Genomic DNA, 19152 nt, shown 5'->3' on the forward strand with positions numbered 1-19152 from the left:
GCAGCCGTCCCGTCCACCCCGACAGGAGTTCCATGACCACCGCCCCCTGGCGTGACCCCGCCCTGCCCGCCGCCGCCCGCGTCGAGGACCTCCTGGCCAGGATGACGCTGGAGGAGAAGACCGCACAGCTGTACGGCGTGTGGGTGGGCGCCGCCACGGACGGCGACGGTGTCGCCCCGCTCCAGAACCAGATGACCGCCGACCACGACTGGGACGAGCTGATCACCCACGGCCTCGGCCAGCTCACCCGCCCCTTCGGCACCGCCCCCGTCGATCCGGCCCTCGGCGCGCAGTCCCTGGCCCGCGCCCAGCGCCGCATCCGCGAGGCCGGCCGCTTCGGCATCCCGGCGCTCGCCCATGAGGAGTGCCTGGCCGGCTTCACCGCCTGGCGGGCCACCGCCTACCCGGTGCCGCTGGCCTGGGGCGCCGCCTTCGACCCGGACCTGGTCGAGGAGATGGCCCGGCGCATCGGCCACGACCTGCGCTCGGTCGGCGTCCACCAGGGCCTCGCCCCCGTCCTGGACGTCGTCCGGGACCCGCGTTGGGGACGGGTGGAGGAGACGATCGGCGAGGACCCGTACCTGGTCGGCACGATCGGCGCCGCGTATGTGCGGGGCCTGGAGTCGGCCGGGGTGATCGCCACGCTCAAGCACTTCGCCGGGTACGCCTCCTCGGCCGGTGCCCGCAACCTCGCGCCCGTGCGGGCCGGCGTGCGCGAGTTCGCCGACGTGACGCTCCCGCCGTTCGAGCTGGCGCTGCGCGAGGGCGGCGCCCGGTCGGTGATGGCGGCGTACACGGAGACGGACGGCGTCCCCGCCTCGGCCGACCCGGCGCTGCTGACCGCGCTGCTGCGCGACGAGTGGGGCTTCACCGGCACCGTGGTCGCCGACTACTTCGGCGTCGGTTTCCTGGAGACCCTGCACCGGGTCGCCGGCACCCCCGCCGAGGCGGCGCACCTGGCCCTCGGCGCCGGCATCGACGTGGAGCTGCCGACGGTGCGCTGCTACGGCAGGCCCCTGCTGGATGCGGTGCGCGCGGGCGAGGTGCCCGAGGAGCTGATCGAGCGGGCGGCCCGCCGCGTGCTGCTCCAGAAGTGCGAGCTGGGCCTGCTGGACGAGGACTGGACCCCGGAGCCGCCCGGCGACCGGGCCGCCGTCGACCTGGACTCGCCCGCCAACCGCGCCCTGGCCCGTCGGCTGGCCGAGGAGTCCGTGGTGCTCCTGGACAATCCCGACGGCGTCCTGCCGCTCGCCCCCGGCACCCGCGTCGCGGTGGTCGGCCCCCGGGCGGCCGACGCCCTGGCGATGCTGGGCTGCTACTCCTTCCCGTCCCACGTCCTGCCCCACCACCCCGGGGTGCCGGCGGGCATCGAGATCCCGACGGTGCTGGACGCGCTGCGCGCCGAACTGCCCGACGCCAAGGTGACGTTCGCCGAGGGCTGCGACACCTCCGGCCCGGACGCCTCGGGCTTCGCGGAGGCGGTGGCGCGGGCCGCCGAGGCCGACGTGTGCGTCGCGGTCCTGGGCGACCGGGCCGGGCTGTTCGGGCGGGGCACGTCCGGCGAGGGCTGCGACGTGAGCGACCTGACGCTGCCCGGCGTCCAGGGGGAGCTGCTGGACGCGCTGGTCGCGACGGGCGTGCCGGTGGTCCTGGTGCTGCTGACGGGCCGCCCGTACGCGCTCGGCCGCTGGCACGGGCGGCTCGGCGCGGCCGTGCAGGCCTTCTTCCCCGGCGAGGAGGGCGGCCCCGCGGTGGCCGGCGTGCTCTCGGGCCGCGTCTCGCCCTCCGGCCGTCTCCCGGTGAGCGTCCCGCACCTGCCCGGCGGCCAGCCGTGGACCTATCTCCAGCCGCCGCTGGGCCTGGCCGGCGAGGTCAGCAACCTCGACCCGACCCCGCTCTACGCCTTCGGCCACGGCCTCTCGTACACGACGTTCGCCTGGGAGGACGGCACCGGCGGCCCCGAGGAGGGCGTGGAGATCGGCACGGACGGCTCATACGACGTGGCGGTGACCGTCCGCAACACCGGGGACCGGGCCGGTGCGGAGGTGGTGCAGCTGTACCTGCACGACCCGGTGGCGTCGGTGACCCGGCCGGACGTCCGCCTGATCGGCTACCGGCGGCTCGAGCTGGCGCCCGGCGAGGCCCGCCGGGTGACGTTCCGGTTCCACGCCGACCTCTCGGCGTTCACCGACCGCTCGGGCCGCCGGACGGTCGAGCCGGGCGTCCTGGAGCTGCGGCTGGCGGCGTCCAGCGCGGACGTCCGCCACACGGCGCGGCTGACCCTCACGGGACCGGCGCGGGTGCTCGGCGGGGACCGGCTGCTGCGCTGCGGGACGGAGGTGTCGCCGGCGTGACTCCCGGAGCCTCCCCAGTCGGTCCGCTCACTCCGCGGCGACCGACTCGAACCGCCACCGGTGCACCGCCCGCGTGACCAGTTCCCCGTCCGGCTCCGGCAGTTCGGGGAGGTCGGCGTCGTAGGCGGCGTCCCACCAGGTGATGACGAGGACCCGGTCCTGCGGGGCGCGCAGCGTCTCCCGGCGCAGCGGCTCGCGGCCGAGCGGCTGCGCCCGTGCCCAGGCCAGCAGCTCCTCGCCCCGCCCGGGCACGGCCCTGGCCTCCCACATCAGCGCGACGGTCACGGGTAGAGGTTCTCCCCGCCGGCCTCGTGGACGTGGTCGTGCGTGTGGCCCTGCCCGGGGACGTGCGGGTCCGTGACCGGCAGCGAGGAGTCCGCCGACAGGTCCCAGTCGGAGGCGGCCCGGTTGCGGGCGACCATCTCGGCGCCGAGCGCGGCGACCATCGCGCCGTTGTCCGTGCACAGCTTGGGCCGCGGCACGCGCAGCCGGATGCCGGCCGCCTCGCAGCGTTCCTGGGCCAGGACCCGCAGCCGGGAGTTGGCGGCCACGCCGCCGCCGATCATCAGGTGGTCGACGCCCTGGTCCTTGCAGGCGCGTACGGCCTTGCGGGTCAGCACGTCCACGACCGCCTCCTGGAAGGAGGCCGCCACGTCCCGCACCGGCACCTCCTCGCCCGCCGCCCGCTTGGCCTCGATCCAGCGGGCCACGGCCGTCTTCAGTCCGGAGAAGGAGAAGTCGTACTCCGGGTCGCGAGGCCCGGTCAGTCCGCGCGGGAACGCGATGGCGTTCGGGTCGCCCTCGCGCGCGTACCGGTCGATGACGGGGCCGCCGGGAAAGCCCAGGTTCAGCACGCGGGCGATCTTGTCGAAGGCCTCGCCGGCCGCGTCGTCGATGGTGGCGCCCATCGGGCGGACGTCGGAGGTGATGTCCGACGACAGCAGCAGCGAGGAGTGCCCGCCGGAGACCAGCAGCGCCATGGTCGGCTCGGGCAGCGGGCCGTGCTCGAGCTGGTCGACGCAGATGTGCGAGGCGAGGTGGTTGACGCCGTACAGGGGCTTGCCGAGCGCGTAGGCGTACGCCTTGGCCGCCGAGACGCCGACCAGCAGGGCACCGGCCAGGCCGGGTCCCGCGGTCACGGCGATGCCGTCGAGGTCGCGGGCGCTGACGCCCGCCTCCTTCAGCGCGCGGTCGATGGTGGGGACCATCGCCTCCAGGTGGGCACGGCTCGCCACCTCCGGGACGACGCCGCCGAAGCGGGCGTGCTCGTCGACGCTGGAGGCGACGGCGTCGGCGAGCAGGGTGGTACCGCGCACGATTCCGACGCCGGTCTCGTCGCAGGAGGTCTCGATCCCCAGCACCAGGGGTTCGTCAGCCATGGGTCTCGGTTCCTTGTACGGAGTTGGCGGGGTCGGTCAGGCGCATCACCAGGGCGTCCACGTTGCCCGGCTGGTAGTAGCCGCGTCTGAAGCCGATGGGCTCGAAGCCGAAGCGCTCGTACAGCCGCTGGGCGCGGGTGTTGTCGACCCGGCACTCCAGGAGCACCTCGGTGCACTCGAAGGCGGTCGCCGCCCGCAGCAGTTCGGTCAGCAGCCGGGCGCCGAGGCCGGTGCCCCAGTGGTCGCGGGCGACGGCGATGGTCTGCACGTCGGCCTGCTCCCCGGAGGTGACCAGGCCCGCGTAGCCGACGACCTGTCCGTCCTGCTCGGCGACCAGATACCGCCGGGTGGCGCCGGGGCCGCGGGCATGCGCCAGCTCGGACCAGAACATCCCCCGCGACCAGGCGTCCTCAGGGAACAGCTCCCGCTCCATGCGGAGCACGGCGTCGATGTCCCACCAGCGCATCTCGCGCAGCACGGCGGGCGCGGGCGAGGTCACGGGCTCGGTCGCTTCGGTCACTTGGGGGTGACCACCTTGTAGTTCTTGGGGACCTGCGCGTCGGGCCGGCGCAGGTACAGCGGCCGGGGCGCGGGCAGTTCCTCGCCCGCCGCGAGCTTCTCGGCGGCCAGGCACGCCAGGGCTGCGGCGGACACGTGCTCGGGTTCGTGCGCCTTGGGGAAGGTGTCCGGGTACAGCAGCGCGCCCGCGCCGACGGCCGGCAACCCGGCCACCTGGTCCGCGATGTCGGCGGGCCGGTCGACCGCCGGGTCGGTGAGGCGGGTGCGGGAGTCGGCGTACCGCGCCCAGTAGACCTCCTTGCGGCGGGCGTCGGTCGCCACCACGAAGGAGCCCTCCAGGTCGGCGGCGTACGCCAGTCCGTCCAGCGTGCACACGCCGTGCACCGGCACCCCGAGCGCCAGCCCGAAGGTGTCCGCGGTCATCAGGCCGACCCGCAGTCCCGTGTACGGGCCGGGGCCGATCCCGGCGACGACGCCCGTGACGGCGTCGAGCCGCAGTCCGGCCTCGGCGAGCACCCGGTCGACGGCGGGGAGCAGCAGCTCACCGTGCCGGCGTGCGTCCACCTGGCTGGACGAGGCGATGACGTCCGTACCGTCGTGCAGCGCGACGGTCACGGCGGGCGTGGCGGTATCCAGAGCGAGCAAGAGCACGCAAACAGCCTACGGCGCCCGCGGGCCCGTGTCGGACGACCGGGTCGGACGGCCGGCTGCTGCTACCGTCGCCGGGAGCGCGCCGCGTGACGAGACACGCACGTTCCGTGACGCCGCGCCCAGGAGTACGACGCACGACGCCTAGGTGGTCCCAGTGGCAAGCAGCAGCGCCGGTTGGGTGGCCGCGCTCACCGCGGCGGCCCTCGGTACGGTCGGTTTCCTCGCCCACCAGGCGTCGTCCCGCCTGCCGGCCGAGCTGAGCCGGGTGCACGCGACCAGTTCCCCCGCCCCGGGCGCCCGGGCGACCCGCGACGCCCGCCATCCGGAGGCGCTGCCGCTCGGCTCCGGCCGGGCCGAACGGGTCGTGTACTCGCTGGACGGCGACCGGGTGTGGCTGGTGGGCCCGGACAACCGGGTGCAGGCCACCTTCAGGGTCAGCCCGAGCAAGGTCGATCCGGTGCCGGGCACCTACGCGGTCACGTCGCGCTCGAAACTGATCACCGGCTCGGACGGCATCCCCGTCGAGCACGTCGTGCGCTTCACCAGCGTCGAGGGCGTGGTCGTCGGCTTCAGCGCGGCCGTGGACGAAGCGGCGCCGAAGCCCGATCCGGGACTGCGGACCGGCGGCATCCGTGAGTCCCGGGCGGACGGTGACAAGATGTGGCGCTTCGCGACGATCGGCCAGCCGGTCGTCGTCATTCCCTGAGGTGCCGTTCCCCGGGGCGCGGGGTCAGGCGGCCTCGCGGTGCTCCCGGACGGGGCGGCGGTGCTCCTCCGCCGCCGGTTCCGGGGCGCGCGGCGGCGTGGAGACGGCGGCCGCCGCGGCACAGGCCGCGAGCAGGTCCTGCACGGACACCCCGGCGAGCGCGGGCGGCTGGGTCACGGGCTTCGGCACGGACGCCTCCTGAGGTTCGGGGGCGGGCGTAGTTAGGCATGCCTAACTACGAGCTGGATACCATGTGACCACGGGCGGCACCCCGTTGGCAACATCTTGCCGACGTGTTGTCGGAACCCGGCCGCGCCCGAGCGGGCTCAGGCGGCGAGGACGCTCAGGTCGACCGCCGACCAGCGCGCACCGACGCCCGTCAGTGTCACGTGCCGCACCTCGTCGGTGGTGTCGCCCACGGCCCGGTGGATCAGGAGCTGGAGCCGGTCCTCGGTGAGCTCCTCCACCTTGCCCTCGCCCCACTCGACCACGATCACCGAGTCGGACAGGGAGACGTCGAGGTCGAGGTCCTCCATCTCGTCGAGGCCGCCGGACAGCCGGTAGGCGTCGACGTGGACGAGCGGCGGGCCGTCGCCCAGCGAGGGGTGTACACGGGCGATCACGAAGGTCGGGGAGGTGACGGCGCCGCGCACGCCGAGACCCTCGCCGAGCCCCCGGGTCAGCGTCGTCTTGCCCGCGCCCAGCTCACCGCTCAGCATGACGAGGTCACCGGCGCGCAGGAGCTTGGCGAGCCTGCGGCCCAGTTCCCGCATCTGTTCCGGGGAGGTGACGGTGATCTCGACGGTGGGGGCGGGCTCGGCCGGGCCCTGCGGCGTGGCGGGTGCTTCCATAGCCCTCAACGGTAGCCGCTGGCGACGGCCCTCAGCGGCAGCCGCCGACGGCGCACCGGCCCGGCTCCCCCGCCGCGCTCACACGGCCGCGCCGCGCGCCTTCTCGTGGGCGCGGGCCAGCAGGTCGGCGAGGCGGTCGGTGACCAGCTCCGGGTGCTCCAGCATCACCAGGTGCCCCGCGTCGGGGACCAGCACCAGCTCGGCGTCGGGCAGCAGGCCGGCGATCGCCTCGCTGTGCTCGCTGGGCGTCACCAGGTCCCGCACCCCGGCCAGCACCAGCACCGGGAGTTCGCGGAAGTGGGCGAGGGCCTCGGTCTTGTCGTGCTCGTTGAAGGCCGGGTAGTACTCGGCGACCACGTCGATGGGCGTCGACTCGATCATCCGCTCGGCGAACCGGGCAACGCCCGGGTCGACGTCCCGGGAGGCGAACGAGTACCGCTTGATGATCCCGGCGAACAGGTCCGCCGTCGCCCGCCGCCCCTTCTCCACCAGCTCGGCCCGCCGGCCCAGCGCCTTCAGCACCCCGGGCAGCACCCGCCGCACCGCGTTGACGCCGGCCACGGGCAGTCCGAAGTTGACCTCGCCGAGCCGCCCGGACGACGTGCCGACGAGGGCGACGCCGGCGACGCGCTCGCGTATCAGGGCGGGGAAGCCGTCGGCCAGGGCCATCACCGTCATGCCGCCCATGGAGTGCCCGACCAGCACGAGGGGGCCCTCGGGCGCGGCCGCGTCGATGACGGCCTTGAGGTCCCGGCCCAGCTCGTCGATGGTGACCGGCTCGCCGTCGCGCACCTGGGCCACGCCCCGCCCGGACCGTCCGTGGCTGCGCTGGTCCCAGTGCACGGTGCGCACGACGCCCCGCAGCGCCGACCGCTGGAAGTGCCAGGAGTCCTGGTTGAGGCAGTAGCCGTGGCAGAAGACGACGGTGACGGGGGCGGGCGCCTTGCGGCCGAAGAGCCGCCGGCGGCGCCGGGTGAGCGCGGACTCGGGGTCCGGTTCGACGTCGTCGACCTCGTAGTACAGCTCGGTGCCGTCGTCGGCGTACGCCTTGCCGGGGGTGCCGCGCAGCGCGCCGTAGGGGCCGGCCGAGTCGAGGGCGAGCCGCGCCTTCTGGCGTATGCCGCGGCCGACGGTCAGCCGCTCCATCGCCACGCCGGCCGCCGCGCCCGCGGCGACGACGCCTATCGCGACCCCGGCGATCCCGGTCGCCCGGCGCCAGCCCCCCGAGGCCACGCCGGTGGCGGCCTCCGCGGCGGAGGCGACGGCCGCCGCGGCGACGTCCGCGACACCCTCCGCGCTGCTCTCGCTCACGTACCGCTCCTCTTCACCTGGCCGCGGGGCGGATCCCCCTCTTGTTCCTCGTTCACCCGAACGCGTGCGGCATGCACGTCATACACGCCGGGCCGGGCCCGCGTCACGTGTCACTGGTCACACGGGGCCCGCGGCCGTCACTCGTGTTCGTTCACATGGACGCGGGGGACGCGCGCGCCGATCCGGGTGACGATCTCGTACGCGATGGTGCCGGCGGCCTGCGCCCAGTCCTCGGCGGTGGGCTCGCCGCGGTCGCCGGGTCCGAACAGCACCGCCTCGGCGCCGGACTCGGGCCGGTCCCCGCCCAGGTCGACGACGAACTGGTCCATCGCGACCCGTCCCGCGATCGTGCGCCACTTGCCGTCGACCAGGACGGGTCCGGTGGAGGAGGCGTGGCGCGGGACGCCGTCGGCGTAGCCGAGGGGGACGAGGCCGAGGGTGGTCTCGCCGGCGGTGGTGTAGTGGTGGCCGTAGCTGACGCCGTGGCCGCCGGGGACCTGCTTGACCAGGGCCAGGGCGGCGGACAGCGTCATCACGGGGCGCAGTCCGAAGTCGGCGGGGGTGCCGATCTCGGGGCTGGGCGAGATGCCGTACATCGCGATGCCGGGGCGCACGAGGTCGAAGTGGGCCTCGGGGAGGGTGAGGGTGGCCGGCGAGTTGGCGATGTGCCGCACCTCGGGGGTCACGCCCTGCCGCTCGGCGTAGGCCGTCATCTCCCGGAAGCGGGTGAGCTGGGCGGCGATGGAGGGGTGGCCGGGCTCGTCGGCGCAGGCGAAGTGCGACCAGAGCCCGGTGACGCGGATCAGCCCCTCGGCCTCGGCGCGCAGGGCCTCGCGGACGAGTTCCTCCCAGTCGCCGCCGGGCTGGCAGCCGGCCCGGCCGAGCCCGGTGTCGGCCTTGAGCTGCACGCGTGCGGGGCGACCGGCCCGGCGGGCCGCGGCGGTGACCTCCTTCAGGGCCCACATGCCGCTGACGGACACGTCGAGGCGGGCCTCGACGGCCTCGCGCCAGGGGCCGCCCGGCGTCCACAGCCAGCACATGATCCGCAGGTCGTCCGGCAGTCCGGCCTGCTCGCGCAGCGCGAGCGCCTCCTGGGGCGTGGCGGTACCGAGCCAGGTCGCCCCGGCGGCGACGGCAGCGCGAGCGCAGGGGATCGCGCCGTGGCCGTAGGCATCGGCCTTGACCACAGCCATGAGCGCCGCGCCGGGCGCCCGCTCACGCAGCGCGCGCACATTGGCCCGCAGCGCGGCCAGATCGATCTCGGCCCGCCCCCGCAGAGCCGCGTCCCACCGGACAGAAGTCTCACTCATCGTCCCCACAGTCTCTCAGAGCCCCCGCTCAGCCCCACCGCAGCCGCCGCTCACAGGCAGGCGCAGCTGCGGGCAATCGTGCCTCCCCCAGTGCCTGAACGGCCTGGGAGGCACCCCGCAACGCCGGGCTGCACACCCACTGCTGCTCCGCACCGACGCCGGACGCCGGACGCCGCACCCGCATCGACGCCGGACGCCGCGACAACGCACCCGCACCGACGCCCGACGCCACGACAACGCGCCCCGCACCGACGCCGGACGCCAAGCCGAAGCCGACGCGTCACCCCCGTCCGCCGACAACCCCCCGTACGTCCCGCCAGGCAACCGGCACCGCCTCCGCCACGTCATGCGCCCCCACCGGCGCACCCACGGAAGCCAGCCGCCCCGCGAGCCCGTGCAGATACGCCCCCGCACTCCCCGCATCCACCGCCGACAACCCCGCCGCCAGCAACGACCCCGCCAGCCCCGACAGCACGTCCCCGCTCCCCGCCGTGGCCAGCCAGGACGTCCCCGTCGCGTTCACCCGCACCGGCCCCTTCCCGCCCGCCGCGGCCACGACCGTCGTCGACCCCTTCAGCAGCACCGCCGCCCCGTACCGCGCCGCCAGCTCCCGTACCGACGCCAGCCGCGCCCCCTCGACCTCCTCGCGGCTCACCCCGAGCAGTGCCGCCGCCTCCCCGGCATGCGGCGTCATCAGCGTCGGCGCCGTACGCCCCCGCACCGCCCCCGCGTCGGCCAGCCGCAGCCCGTCCGCGTCGATCAGCACCGGCACCTCCGTGTCCAGCACCTCCGCCACCGTCCCGGCGTCGTCCCCCGCCCCGGGTCCGACGACCCAAGCCTGCACCCGCCCCGCCCGCTTCGGCCCCTGGTCCGACACGAGCGTCTCCGGGAACCGCGCGATCACCGCGTCCCCCGCCGGCCCCACGTACCGCACCGCCCCGGCCCCGCCCCGCAGCGCCCCGGAGACGGCGAGCACGGCGGCCCCCGGATAGCGCGCCGACCCGGCGGCGATGCCGACCACCCCGCGCCGGTACTTGTCGCTCTCCGCCCCCGGCACCGGCAGCAGCCGCGCCACGTCCGCGTGCTGCAACGCCTCCAGCTCGGCCGCGTCGTGCGGCAGCAGCAGCCCGATGTCGACGAGCCGCACCGACCCGGCGTACTCCCGCGCCGGGTCGACCAGCAGCCCCGGCTTGTGGGTCCCGAAGGTCACCGTCAGGTCGGCCCGTACCGCCTCCCCGTGCACCTCCCCCGTGTCGGGGTCGACCCCGCTCGGCAGGTCCACCGCGACGACGGCGGCCCGGGACCGCCCGGCCGCGGCGGCCAGCGGCACCGCGTCCGCCCGCAGCCCGCCCCGGCCGCCGATCCCGACGATGCCGTCCACGACCAGGTCGGCCCGCTCGACCAGCCGCTCCCCGGCACCGTCGGCGGCCACGCGTCCGCCGGCCCGCCGCAAGGCCGCCAGCCCTCCGGCGTGCGCGCGCTCGGGTGTGAGCAGGACGGCCGTCACCCCGGCTCCGCGCCGGGCGAGCCGGGCCCCGGCGTACAGGGCGTCGCCGCCGTTGTCCCCGCTGCCGGCCAGCAGCACGACCCGGCTGCCGTAGACCCGCCCGGCGACCCGGCCGAGCACCTCCGCGCAGGCGGCCGCGAGCCCGGCAGCCGCCCGTTGCATCAGGGCGCCGTCCGGCAGCCTCGCCATCAGTTCCCGTTCGGCCGTCCTGACCGTCTCCACGCTGTACGCAGTCCGCATGCCGTGGAGTCTTCCCGGTCCACCGCGAGGCTCACGGACCCCGCCGGCCCGGTTCACCCCGGCCGAACGCCTCCGGAGCCCCGCCTCCCGGGGGACCTACCCCTCCGCGACCACCACCGCCGACGCCACCCCCGCGTCGTGGCTGAGCGACACGTGCCACGAGGTCACCCCCAGCTCCGCCGCCCGCGCCGCCACCGTCCCGGTGACCCGCAGCCGTGGGCGTCCGCTGTCCTCGACGTACACCTCGGCGTCCGTCCAGTGCAGCCCCGCCGGCGCGCCGAGCGCCTTGGCCAGCGCCTCCTTCGCCGCGAACCGGGCGGCGAGCGAGGCGACGCCGCGGCGCTCCCCGCTGGGCAGCAGCAGTTCGCGCTTCAGGAAGAGCCGCTCCGCCAAGGCCGGCGTGCGCTCCAGCGACGCCCCGAAACGGTCGATCTCGGCCACGTCGATCCCGACCCCGATGATGCTCATGCCGAGCACCTTACGAGGCCGCCCCGCGCGCCCTAGGGGGCGACCGGTGCCGACGCCTTCTCGGCGCCGGCGGCGCGGCGGGAGGCGCGGGACCCCGGCGCCCGCTTGGACCACCACAGCTGGGCCGGCTCCTCGACCCAGCGGTACAGCAGCCAGGCGAGGGCCTGGGAGACCAGGAAGGTGCCCAGGAGGAAGACGATCGCCTCGTTGCTGGGCGCCATCCGGTGGGGCCAGTACTCGCGGATGAACTGGTTGACGGTCTGGTGGACCAGGTAGAAGGCGTACGAGCTGGCCCCGAGCATGATCAGCGAGCGGTTGGTCAGCAGCCGGGCGCGGCCGGCGGCCTCGTTCTGCACACAGGCGGCGATCAGCAGCACGGACAGCACCGCGATGACGGGGCGCACGGTGCACTCCATCTGGTGGGCGGTGAAGCGGTTGCCCCAGTCGTCCGCGCGGGTGAAGACGACGGCGTACACGAAGAGCAGCACGACCACGGCGGTGGGGCGCAGGGGGACGCGGTGGCCGCGGCGCAGGGCGATGGCGAAGGTGACGCCGACGAGGAACTGCGGCAGGTAGACGACCGGGTGCCGCATCACCCAGGAGGCGTCGTGCGCGTTCAGGTAGTGGTCGGCCGCCACGTGCACGGCCCACATCGCGACCAGGCCGGCCACGGTGACCACCGCGAGGGTCCTGGTCCGCCAGGCGCGCAGGCGGCCGATGAGCAGCGGGAAGAGCGCGTAGAAGAGCAGCTCGACGCTGAGCGTCCAGGTGACGGGGTTGCCCGGCAGGGTGGGCATCGCGTTCGGCAGCCAGGCCTGCACCAGCAGCAGGGACGAGATCAGGCTGATCGCGTCGGTGTGGTCGTCGCCCATGCCGTAGAAGACGGCGATCGCGGCGACGGCGGCGACCAGGTGCGCGGGGTAGATGCGGCCGAAGCGCCGCCAGTAGAAGGTCCCCTTGCCGTTGGTCGGCTTGTGGCTCCAGGTGAGCAGGAAGCCGGAGAGGACGAAGAAGAACGTCACGCCGTGCGCGCCGATCTTCGAGTACGGGAAGAGGTCGGGCACCCGCCACACTCCGCCGCCCGCGCTCACTCCGTTGAAGTGATGCACGAAGACCGCGAAGGCCGCGAAGAAGCGCAGGCTGGTCAGCGACGCCAGTCGCGTGGGCAGGGTGCCGGCCCGATCAGCGAGCCCTGGCCGCTCCGTGGCCGGAGTCGTGGGCGCCGGGGGGGCTGTGGTCATGACGGTCCACCAGTCGTATCCGCGTGCGGTCCCGGTCGGTGGGCATGGGTAGTCACTGCAGCACCAACCGCAAACCCCCGTACCTTAGCGATCAGCGCCGCGCCCGCACAGAGGGGGTGTCCGTGACCTACGTCCCATCCGGTGCGGGAACCGCGGCGAGCCCGCACCCCTACTCCACCGTCACCGACTTGGCCAGGTTCCTCGGCTGGTCCACCTCGTTGCCCCGGGCCGTGGCCAGCTCGCAGGCGAAGACCTGCAAGGGCACCGTCGCCACCAGCGGCTGGAGCAGCGTCGGGGTGGCGGGGATCCGGACGAGATGGTCGGCGTAGGGGACGACCGCCTCGTCGCCCTCCTCGGCGATGACGACGGTCCGCGCACCCCGGGCCCGGATCTCCTGGATGTTGGACACGATCTTGTCGTGGAGCACGGAACGGCCGCGCGGGGACGGCACGACCACGACGACCGGCAGGTCCTCCTCGATCAGCGCGATCGGCCCGTGCTTCAGCTCGCCCGCCGCGAAGCCCTCGGCGTGCATGTACGCCAACTCCTTGAGTTTCAGGGCGCCTTCCAGGGCGACCGGGTACCCCACGTGCCGGCCCAGGAACAGCACCGTGTCCTTGTGGGCGAGCGAGCGCGCCAGTTCCCGCACGGGCTGCATGGTCTCCAGGACCCGTTCGACGGCGCCGGAGATGCGGGAGAGGTCGCGGACGACGTCACGGATCTCGTCGGCGTACTTGGTGCCGCGGACCTGGCCGAGGTAGAGGGCGACGAGGTAGCAGGCCACCAGCTGGGTCAGGAAGGCCTTCGTCGAGGCGACGGCGACCTCGGGCCCGGCGTGCGTGTAGAGCACGGCGTCGGACTCGCGCGGGATGGTGGATCCGTTGGTGTTGCAGATGGCGAGCACCTTCGAGCCCTGCTCGCGGGCGTGGCGCAGCGCCATGAGGGTGTCCATGGTCTCGCCGGACTGGGAGATGGCGATGACCAGGGTCTGCTGGTCCAGGATGGGATCGCGGTAGCGGAACTCGCTGGCGAGCTCCACCTCGCAGGGGATGCGCGTCCAGTGCTCGATGGCGTACTTGGCGATCAGCCCGGCGTGGAAGGCGGTGCCGCAGGCGACGATGACGACCTTGTCGACCTCGCGGAGCACGCCGGCGGGGATGCGCAGCTCGTCCAGGGTGAGGGAGCCGGAGCCGTCGATGCGGCCGAGGAGGGTGTCGGCGACGGCCTTGGGCTGCTCGGCGATCTCCTTGAGCATGAAGTAGTCGTGGCCGCCCTTCTCGGCGGCGGAGGCGTCCCAGTCGACGTGGTAGGCGCGCACCTCGGCGGGGTCGCCGTCGAAGCCGGTGACGGTCACGCCGTCCCGGCGCAGCTCCACCACCTGGTCCTGGCCCAGTTCGAGGGCCTCCCGGGTGTGGGCGATGAACGCGGCGACGTCGGAGGCGAGGAAGTGCTCGCCCTCCCCCACGCCGACCACGAGCGGTGAGTTGCGCCGCGCGCCGACGACCACGTCCGGTTCGTCCGCGTGCACCGCCACCAGCGTGAACGCGCCCTGGAGGCGGCGGCACACCAGCCGCATCGACTCGGCCAGGTCGGCGCAGGCCGAGTACTCCTCGGCGAGCAGGTGGGCGACGACCTCCGTGTCGGTCTCGGAGGCCAGTTCGTGGCCGCGCTCCTCCAGCTCGGCCCGGAGATCGGCGAAGTTCTCGATGATGCCGTTGTGGACCACGGCGACCCGCCCGGCGTTGTCGAGGTGCGGGTGCGCGTTGGCGTCGGTGGGTCCGCCGTGCGTGGCCCAGCGGGTGTGGCCGATGCCGGCCGTGGCGGACGGCAGTGGGTGTTCGGCCAGTTCCTTGTCCAGGTTGACGAGCTTGCCGGCCCGCTTGGCGGTGGCGAGCCCGCCGTCGGCGAGCACGGCGACGCCCGCCGAGTCGTAGCCCCGGTACTCCAGCCGCTTCAGTCCGGCGACCACGACATCGAGCGCCGACTGCGACCCCACATATCCCACGATTCCGCACATGACCGGCAGCCTACGGTCAGGTTCGGTCACCAACCTGTCGTCACGTGCCCGAAATCGGAAATTCCCACCGGGGTACGAACCCCCCGGTGGGAATCTACGGCCGGTCCGGTCCGTCCGGTCAGCCCAGCTTGGCGAGCTGTGCGTCGCTGATCTCGGTCGGGAAGGGGAAGTCCTTGCCGGAGGCGGCTGAGGCCAGGTTCATCACGGTGAAGGACGCCACGGTGGAGCCCTTGCGGGTGACGGCGACCTTGAGCGGGAACTTGTCGCCCTCGTCGCCGGCCACCGTCAGCGTCACCCCGACGGCCTCGTCGGCACCGGCGGGCGCCTTGTCGGCGACCACCTTGACGACCTGCGTCTTGACGCCGGCCACGGTGTAGCTGAAGCCGCCCGCGCAGGCGCTCACGGCGGAGTTCACGTCCTTGAGGACCGTCTCGGCGCCGCCGTCCTCGTAGGAGGCCAGGGTGACCAGGAGCTTGTCCAGGTCGAAGGCGTCGGTGAGGGCCTCCTCGGACAGGTCGTCCCCGGACGGCTTCTTGCCCTCCTCCGTCCAGGACCGCTTCACCGTGGCCGCCGGCTTGCCCGCGGCCACGCCGGTCTGCGCGAAGACGAGCGGCTGGCACTCGGCCTTGTCCGCCTTCACCTGGTCCTGCGGGATGTCGTCCGTCGCGGCGGCCTCGGTGACCTTGCCGTTCTTGACGTCGGCCTGGGCCAGGGCGGCCTTCTCCAGCTCGGCGGCGGTCAGCGCCTTGGCGGCGGCCGGGGCCGACGAGGCGTTCTTGTCACCGTCGGCCTTGCCGGCACCGGTCTTGGCGCCCTCGTCGGAGGACCCGCCGCAGGCGGTGACGAGAAGGGCCAGGGCGGCGGCCGAGGTCGCCAGGGCGGTACGGCGCACAGCGGTCGATCTCACGTGGGATGACTCTTTCTGCCAGGACAGCGGAGGAGCTCCGCATGCTTCGCGCGCACTGTACTCACAGCACGGTCACAGGTGATCACGCGAAGGCCACTGCATGATCACCCGGTACGCGACCGTGACGCCGGCGTGATCTCGCCGGGCGGGGTACGCCCCGGCGTGACGCACCCCACCCGCAGCCCCGTTCAAACTCCGTTAACAATGGACTGTGATCTCTCCGGTCCCCGCGATGCCCCGGAGCGCCCACCGGTCCCGGCCGGAGGCGACTCCCTACGTCGACCTCACCCGTCCCGAGTGGAGCGCGCTGCGCGACAAGACGCCGCTGCCGCTGACCGCCGAGGAGGTGGAGAAGCTGCGCGGCCTCGGCGACGTCATCGACCTCGACGAGGTGCGGGACATCTACCTCCCGCTGTCCCGGCTGCTCAATCTCTACGTCGGCGCCACCGACGGACTGCGCGGCGCGCTGAACACCTTCCTCGGCGAGCAGGGCTCCCAGTCGGGCACGCCCTTCGTCATAGGGGTCGCCGGCTCGGTCGCGGTCGGCAAGTCCACCGTCGCCCGCCTCCTCCAGGCGCTGCTGTCCCGCTGGCCCGAGCATCCGCGCGTCGAACTGGTCACGACCGACGGCTTCCTGCTGCCCACGAAGGAGCTGGAGGCCCGCGGCCTGATGTCGCGGAAAGGTTTCCCCGAGTCGTACGACCGCCGGGCGCTGACCCGCTTCGTCGCCGACATCAAGGCGGGCAAGGCCGAGGTGACCGCCCCCGTCTACTCCCACCTCATCTACGACATCGTCCCGGACGAGAAGCTCGTCGTGCGCCGCCCCGACATCCTGATCGTCGAGGGCCTGAACGTGCTCCAGCCCGCGCTGCCCGGCAAGGACGGCCGCACCAGGGTCGGCCTCGCCGACTACTTCGACTTCAGCGTGTACGTCGACGCCCGCACCGAGGACATCGAGCGCTGGTACCTCAACCGCTTCAAGAAGCTGCGCGCGACCGCCTTCCAGAACCCCTCCTCGTACTTCCGCAAGTACACCCAGGTCTCGGAGGAGGAGGCCCTCGGCTACGCCCGCACGACCTGGCGCACCATCAACAAGCCGAACCTGGTGGAGAACGTGGCCCCCACCCGGGGCCGGGCCACCCTCATCCTGCGCAAGGGTCCTGACCACAAGGTGCAGCGCCTGCGGCTGCGCAAGCTGTGACGAAGGCGTCCGCTGCCGGTAGAAATACCGGATGCTGCATCTTCGCCTGATCACCCCGGCCGACCGGACCGACGAGGTGGTCCGTCTGATCGGCCGGACGGTCGGCACCACCCACCTCGTCGTCCTGCCCGGCGCCGCCCGCGACCCGGAGGGCGACGTCGTCATGTGCGACGTGGCCCGCGAGGCCGCCGACGAGATGATCAGCCGGCTCCGCGGTCTGGGCATCGACGACCACGGCGCCATCACCGCCGAGGGCATCGACCTGTCGCTGTCCCGGCGCGCCGACGAGGCGGAGCGGGACGCGCCCGGCGAGCCCGCGGACGCGGTGCTGTGGGAGCAGTTGGAGGAGGCGACGAGCGAGGAGTCGACCCTCTCCGTCACCTACGTCGCCTTCATCACCATCGCCACGATGATCGCGGCCTGTGGTGTGGTGCTCGACAACGCCGTCCTGATCGTGGGCGCGATGGCGGTCGGCCCGGAGTTCGGCCCCCTCGCCGGCATCTGCACCGCGATCGTCCAGCGCGCCCCACGCCTGGCGCTGCGCTCGCTGGTCGCCCTGCTGGCGGGCTTCGCGGTGGCGATGGCGGTGACGGTGGGCTTCAGCTGGATCATGTCCGGCCTAGGCCTGTTCAGCGAGGCCAAGCTGGAGGGCGACCGCCCCAACACGGGCTTCGTCTACGCCCCGGACGCCTTCTCCTTCGTGGTGGCGGTCCTGGCGGGCATCGCGGGCACCCTCTCCCTGACCAGCGCCAAGTCCGGCGCCCTGGTGGGCGTGGCCATCTCGGTCACCACGGTCCCGGCAGCGGCGAACGCGGCGGTGGCGCTGAGCTTCGGCGACACGAAACAGACGGTGGGATCCAGCGAGCAGCTCCTGCTCAACCTTGCGGGCATCGTCCTGGCCGGCACCCTGACCCTGCTGACCCAGAAAGCCCTGTGGGCAACCCAGCGCCACCGGCTGACGAGAACGGACGACGCCGGGTGACGTGATGTCCACCCGGCGCCGCCGACTCACCCGAGCGCCGACTTCACCGCATCGGCCAGCCGCCCCGCCACGGACTGCGCCTGCTCGATGTCCGCCGCCTCGACCATCACCCGCACCAACGGCTCGGTCCCCGACGGCCGCAGCAGCACCCGCCCGGTGCTGCCCAGCTCCCGCTCCGCCTCCGCGACGGCGGTCGCGAGCTCGGCGGACGTCTTGACCCGCGCCTTGTCCACGTCCGGCACGTTGATCAGCACCTGCGGCAGCCGCTCCATCACGGACGCGAGGTCCCGCAGCGTACGGCCGGTCTGCGCGACCCGCGCGGCCAGCATCAGCCCGGTCAGCGTGCCGTCGCCGGTCGTGGCGTGGTCGAGGATGATGACGTGGCCGGACTGCTCACCGCCGAGGGCGTAGCCGTGCTGCTTCATCTCCTCCAGCACGTACCGGTCGCCGACGCCGGTCTGCACGAACTGGATGCCCTCGCGCTCCATGGCCAGCTTGAAGCCCAGGTTGGACATCACGGTGGCGACGACGGTGTCGGAGCGCAGCGCGTCCCGCTCCCGCATCGCGAGCGCGAGCACGGCGAGGATCTGGTCGCCGTCGACCTCCGCGCCGGTGTGGTCCACGGCCAGGCAGCGGTCGGCGTCACCGTCGTGGGCGATGCCCAGGTCGGCGCCGTGCTCGACGACGGCCGCCTTGAGCAGGTCGAGGTGGGTGGAGCCGCAGCCGTCGTTGATGTTGAGGCCGTCCGGCACCGCGCCGATGGTGACGAGCTCGGCACCGGCCCGCGCGAACGCCTCCGGAGAGACCCGGGAGGCCGCGCCGTGCGCCTCGTCCAGGACGATCTTCAGCCCGTCGAGACGGTTCGGGAGGACCCCGACGAGGTGGGCGACGTACTGGTCGAGCCCTTCGTCGTAGTCGCGGACGCGGCCGACGCCGGCGCCGGTCGGGCGGTCCCAGGGGGCGCCGGTGCGGTGCTCGGCGTAGACGGACTCGATGCGGTCCTCCAGCTCGTCGGCGAGCTTGTGGCCGCCGCGGGCGAAGAACTTGATGCCGTTGTCGGGCATGGCGTTGTGGCTCGCGGAGAGCATCACGCCGAGGTCGGCGCCGAGCGCGCCGGTGAGGTGGGCCACCGCGGGCGTCGGCAGCACGCCGACCCGCAGCACGTCCACGCCGGCACTGGCCAGGCCCGCGACCACGGCGGCCTCCAGGAACTCCCCGGAGGCGCGCGGGTCCCGTCCGACCACCGCGGTCGGGCGGTGCCCGGCGAAGGTGCCCGCCTCGGCCAGTACGTGCGCCGCGGCGACGGAGAGACCGAGCGCCAGCTCGGCCGTCAGATCCGCGTTGGCGACACCGCGCACGCCGTCCGTGCCGAAGAGTCGTCCCACTTGTCCTCCTGAGGAAACGTCAATTCCGGGAGCGGCTGCTGGTGCGGCCCACGCAGTCGGCTCCCGGGGTGCCGGTCACGCGTCACACCGCGCGGCCCGGCCATCCGATCACACAAGCCTTTG

Annotated in this window: 18 protein-coding genes; 4 read left to right on the plus strand and 14 right to left on the minus strand. The window is 73.8% G+C overall.

Going from position 1 to position 19152, the window contains the following annotated elements; translation table 11 throughout:
- Window positions 1-32 precede the first annotated feature (32 nt).
- Window positions 33-2354 (plus strand): glycoside hydrolase family 3 N-terminal domain-containing protein, encoded by a 2322-nt coding sequence (locus AB0E77_RS01890; RefSeq protein WP_361564123.1) that lies wholly within the window; start codon window positions 33-35, stop codon window positions 2352-2354.
- A gap of 27 nt (window positions 2355-2381) precedes the next feature.
- Here AB0E77_RS01890 and AB0E77_RS01895 read toward each other — a convergent pair whose 3' ends face one another.
- From AB0E77_RS01895 to tsaB, 4 genes are read right to left on the minus strand one after another with little or no spacing between them, the layout of a single operon-like run.
- Window positions 2382-2639 carry a hypothetical protein gene (locus AB0E77_RS01895; protein ID WP_361564126.1) on the minus strand — a complete coding sequence of 86 codons (258 nt, stop codon included), beginning with the start codon at window positions 2637-2639 and terminating at the stop codon, window positions 2382-2384.
- A complete protein-coding gene (tsaD, locus tag AB0E77_RS01900) occupies window positions 2636-3733 on the minus strand; it encodes a tRNA (adenosine(37)-N6)-threonylcarbamoyltransferase complex transferase subunit TsaD (RefSeq protein WP_361564128.1) in 1098 nt (365 codons plus the stop codon). The genes AB0E77_RS01895 and tsaD overlap by 4 nt, the downstream gene beginning before the upstream one ends.
- The gene (gene rimI, locus AB0E77_RS01905) at window positions 3726-4199 is read right to left on the minus strand and encodes a ribosomal protein S18-alanine N-acetyltransferase (RefSeq protein ID WP_361564431.1); all 474 of its coding nucleotides are present in this window, start codon (window positions 4197-4199) and stop codon (window positions 3726-3728) included. Before rimI ends, tsaD begins: the two co-directional genes overlap by 8 nt.
- Window positions 4200-4249: 50 nt before the next feature.
- Window positions 4250-4903 carry a tRNA (adenosine(37)-N6)-threonylcarbamoyltransferase complex dimerization subunit type 1 TsaB gene (tsaB, locus tag AB0E77_RS01910; protein ID WP_361564131.1) on the minus strand — a complete coding sequence of 218 codons (654 nt, stop codon included), beginning with the start codon at window positions 4901-4903 and terminating at the stop codon, window positions 4250-4252.
- Window positions 4904-5057: 154 nt separating this feature from the next.
- Here tsaB and AB0E77_RS01915 point away from each other — a divergent pair, with 154 nt between their 5' ends.
- On the plus strand, window positions 5058-5609 hold the full coding sequence (locus tag AB0E77_RS01915; protein WP_361564134.1) for a hypothetical protein: 552 nt from the start codon (window positions 5058-5060) through the stop codon (window positions 5607-5609).
- Between the two features lie 24 nt (window positions 5610-5633).
- Here AB0E77_RS01915 and AB0E77_RS01920 read toward each other — a convergent pair whose 3' ends face one another.
- The 9 genes from AB0E77_RS01920 to AB0E77_RS01960 all read right to left on the minus strand — a co-directional run bounded on the left by AB0E77_RS01920 (window position 5634) and on the right by AB0E77_RS01960 (window position 15461).
- A complete protein-coding gene (locus tag AB0E77_RS01920) occupies window positions 5634-5798 on the minus strand; it encodes a hypothetical protein (protein ID WP_361564137.1) in 165 nt (54 codons plus the stop codon).
- A gap of 137 nt (window positions 5799-5935) precedes the next feature.
- Window positions 5936-6460: a tRNA (adenosine(37)-N6)-threonylcarbamoyltransferase complex ATPase subunit type 1 TsaE gene (gene tsaE, locus AB0E77_RS01925; RefSeq protein WP_361564140.1), complete on the minus strand. Its 525-nt coding sequence runs from the start codon at window positions 6458-6460 to the stop codon at window positions 5936-5938.
- 78 nt (window positions 6461-6538) lie between these two features.
- The gene (locus AB0E77_RS01930) at window positions 6539-7771 is read right to left on the minus strand and encodes an alpha/beta hydrolase (RefSeq protein WP_361564144.1); all 1233 of its coding nucleotides are present in this window, start codon (window positions 7769-7771) and stop codon (window positions 6539-6541) included.
- A 137-nt stretch (window positions 7772-7908) separates the two neighbouring features.
- On the minus strand, window positions 7909-9081 hold the full coding sequence (gene alr, locus AB0E77_RS01935) for an alanine racemase (RefSeq protein WP_361564147.1): 1173 nt from the start codon (window positions 9079-9081) through the stop codon (window positions 7909-7911).
- A 280-nt stretch (window positions 9082-9361) separates the two neighbouring features.
- On the minus strand, window positions 9362-10828 hold the full coding sequence (locus AB0E77_RS01940; protein WP_361564149.1) for an NAD(P)H-hydrate dehydratase: 1467 nt from the start codon (window positions 10826-10828) through the stop codon (window positions 9362-9364).
- Between the two features lie 96 nt (window positions 10829-10924).
- Complete coding sequence (locus AB0E77_RS01945) at window positions 10925-11296, minus strand: holo-ACP synthase (RefSeq protein ID WP_361564152.1); 372 nt, start codon at window positions 11294-11296, stop codon at window positions 10925-10927.
- A 32-nt stretch (window positions 11297-11328) separates the two neighbouring features.
- Window positions 11329-12537, minus strand: a complete 1209-nt coding sequence (locus AB0E77_RS01950; RefSeq protein ID WP_361564155.1) for an acyltransferase — start codon at window positions 12535-12537, stop codon at window positions 11329-11331.
- Between the two features lie 169 nt (window positions 12538-12706).
- Window positions 12707-14554 carry a glutamine--fructose-6-phosphate transaminase (isomerizing) gene (glmS, locus tag AB0E77_RS01955; RefSeq protein WP_361564158.1) on the minus strand — a complete coding sequence of 616 codons (1848 nt, stop codon included), beginning with the start codon at window positions 14552-14554 and terminating at the stop codon, window positions 12707-12709.
- Window positions 14555-14672: 118 nt separating this feature from the next.
- Window positions 14673-15461: a hypothetical protein gene (locus AB0E77_RS01960; protein WP_361564161.1), complete on the minus strand. Its 789-nt coding sequence runs from the start codon at window positions 15459-15461 to the stop codon at window positions 14673-14675.
- A 232-nt stretch (window positions 15462-15693) separates the two neighbouring features.
- On the opposite strand from AB0E77_RS01960, the gene coaA reads away from it, so the two are divergent.
- Together coaA and AB0E77_RS01970 are read left to right on the plus strand one after the other, a co-directional pair.
- A complete protein-coding gene (gene coaA, locus AB0E77_RS01965; RefSeq protein ID WP_361564434.1) occupies window positions 15694-16662 on the plus strand; it encodes a type I pantothenate kinase in 969 nt (322 codons plus the stop codon).
- 31 nt (window positions 16663-16693) lie between these two features.
- Window positions 16694-17644 (plus strand): DUF389 domain-containing protein, encoded by a 951-nt coding sequence (locus AB0E77_RS01970; protein ID WP_361564164.1) that lies wholly within the window; start codon window positions 16694-16696, stop codon window positions 17642-17644.
- 26 nt (window positions 17645-17670) lie between these two features.
- Here AB0E77_RS01970 and glmM read toward each other — a convergent pair whose 3' ends face one another.
- Complete coding sequence (gene glmM, locus AB0E77_RS01975) at window positions 17671-19029, minus strand: phosphoglucosamine mutase (RefSeq protein WP_361564167.1); 1359 nt, start codon at window positions 19027-19029, stop codon at window positions 17671-17673.
- Window positions 19030-19152 lie beyond the last annotated feature (123 nt).

The sequence above is a fragment of the Streptomyces sp. NPDC032940 genome, assembly GCF_040636935.1.
In the GTDB taxonomy this organism is placed as follows: Bacteria; Actinomycetota; Actinomycetes; order Streptomycetales; family Streptomycetaceae; genus Streptomyces.

Coding starts and splice junctions, on each gene's coding strand:
- coaA (WP_361564434.1), top strand. CDS start 15,694: ATGCCCCGGAGCGCCCACCGGTCCCGGCCGGAGGCGACTCCCTACGTC.
- AB0E77_RS01940 (WP_361564149.1), bottom strand. CDS start 10,828: ATGCGGACTGCGTACAGCGTGGAGACGGTCAGGACGGCCGAACGGGAA.
- alr (WP_361564147.1), bottom strand. CDS start 9,081: ATGAGTGAGACTTCTGTCCGGTGGGACGCGGCTCTGCGGGGGCGGGCC.
- AB0E77_RS01945 (WP_361564152.1), bottom strand. CDS start 11,296: ATGAGCATCATCGGGGTCGGGATCGACGTGGCCGAGATCGACCGTTTC.
- tsaE (WP_361564140.1), bottom strand. CDS start 6,460: ATGGAAGCACCCGCCACGCCGCAGGGCCCGGCCGAGCCCGCCCCCACC.
- AB0E77_RS01950 (WP_361564155.1), bottom strand. CDS start 12,537: ATGACCACAGCCCCCCCGGCGCCCACGACTCCGGCCACGGAGCGGCCA.
- tsaD (WP_361564128.1), bottom strand. CDS start 3,733: ATGGCTGACGAACCCCTGGTGCTGGGGATCGAGACCTCCTGCGACGAG.
- rimI (WP_361564431.1), bottom strand. CDS start 4,199: ATGCGCTGGTGGGACATCGACGCCGTGCTCCGCATGGAGCGGGAGCTG.
- AB0E77_RS01890 (WP_361564123.1), top strand. CDS start 33: ATGACCACCGCCCCCTGGCGTGACCCCGCCCTGCCCGCCGCCGCCCGC.
- glmS (WP_361564158.1), bottom strand. CDS start 14,554: ATGTGCGGAATCGTGGGATATGTGGGGTCGCAGTCGGCGCTCGATGTC.
- AB0E77_RS01970 (WP_361564164.1), top strand. CDS start 16,694: ATGCTGCATCTTCGCCTGATCACCCCGGCCGACCGGACCGACGAGGTG.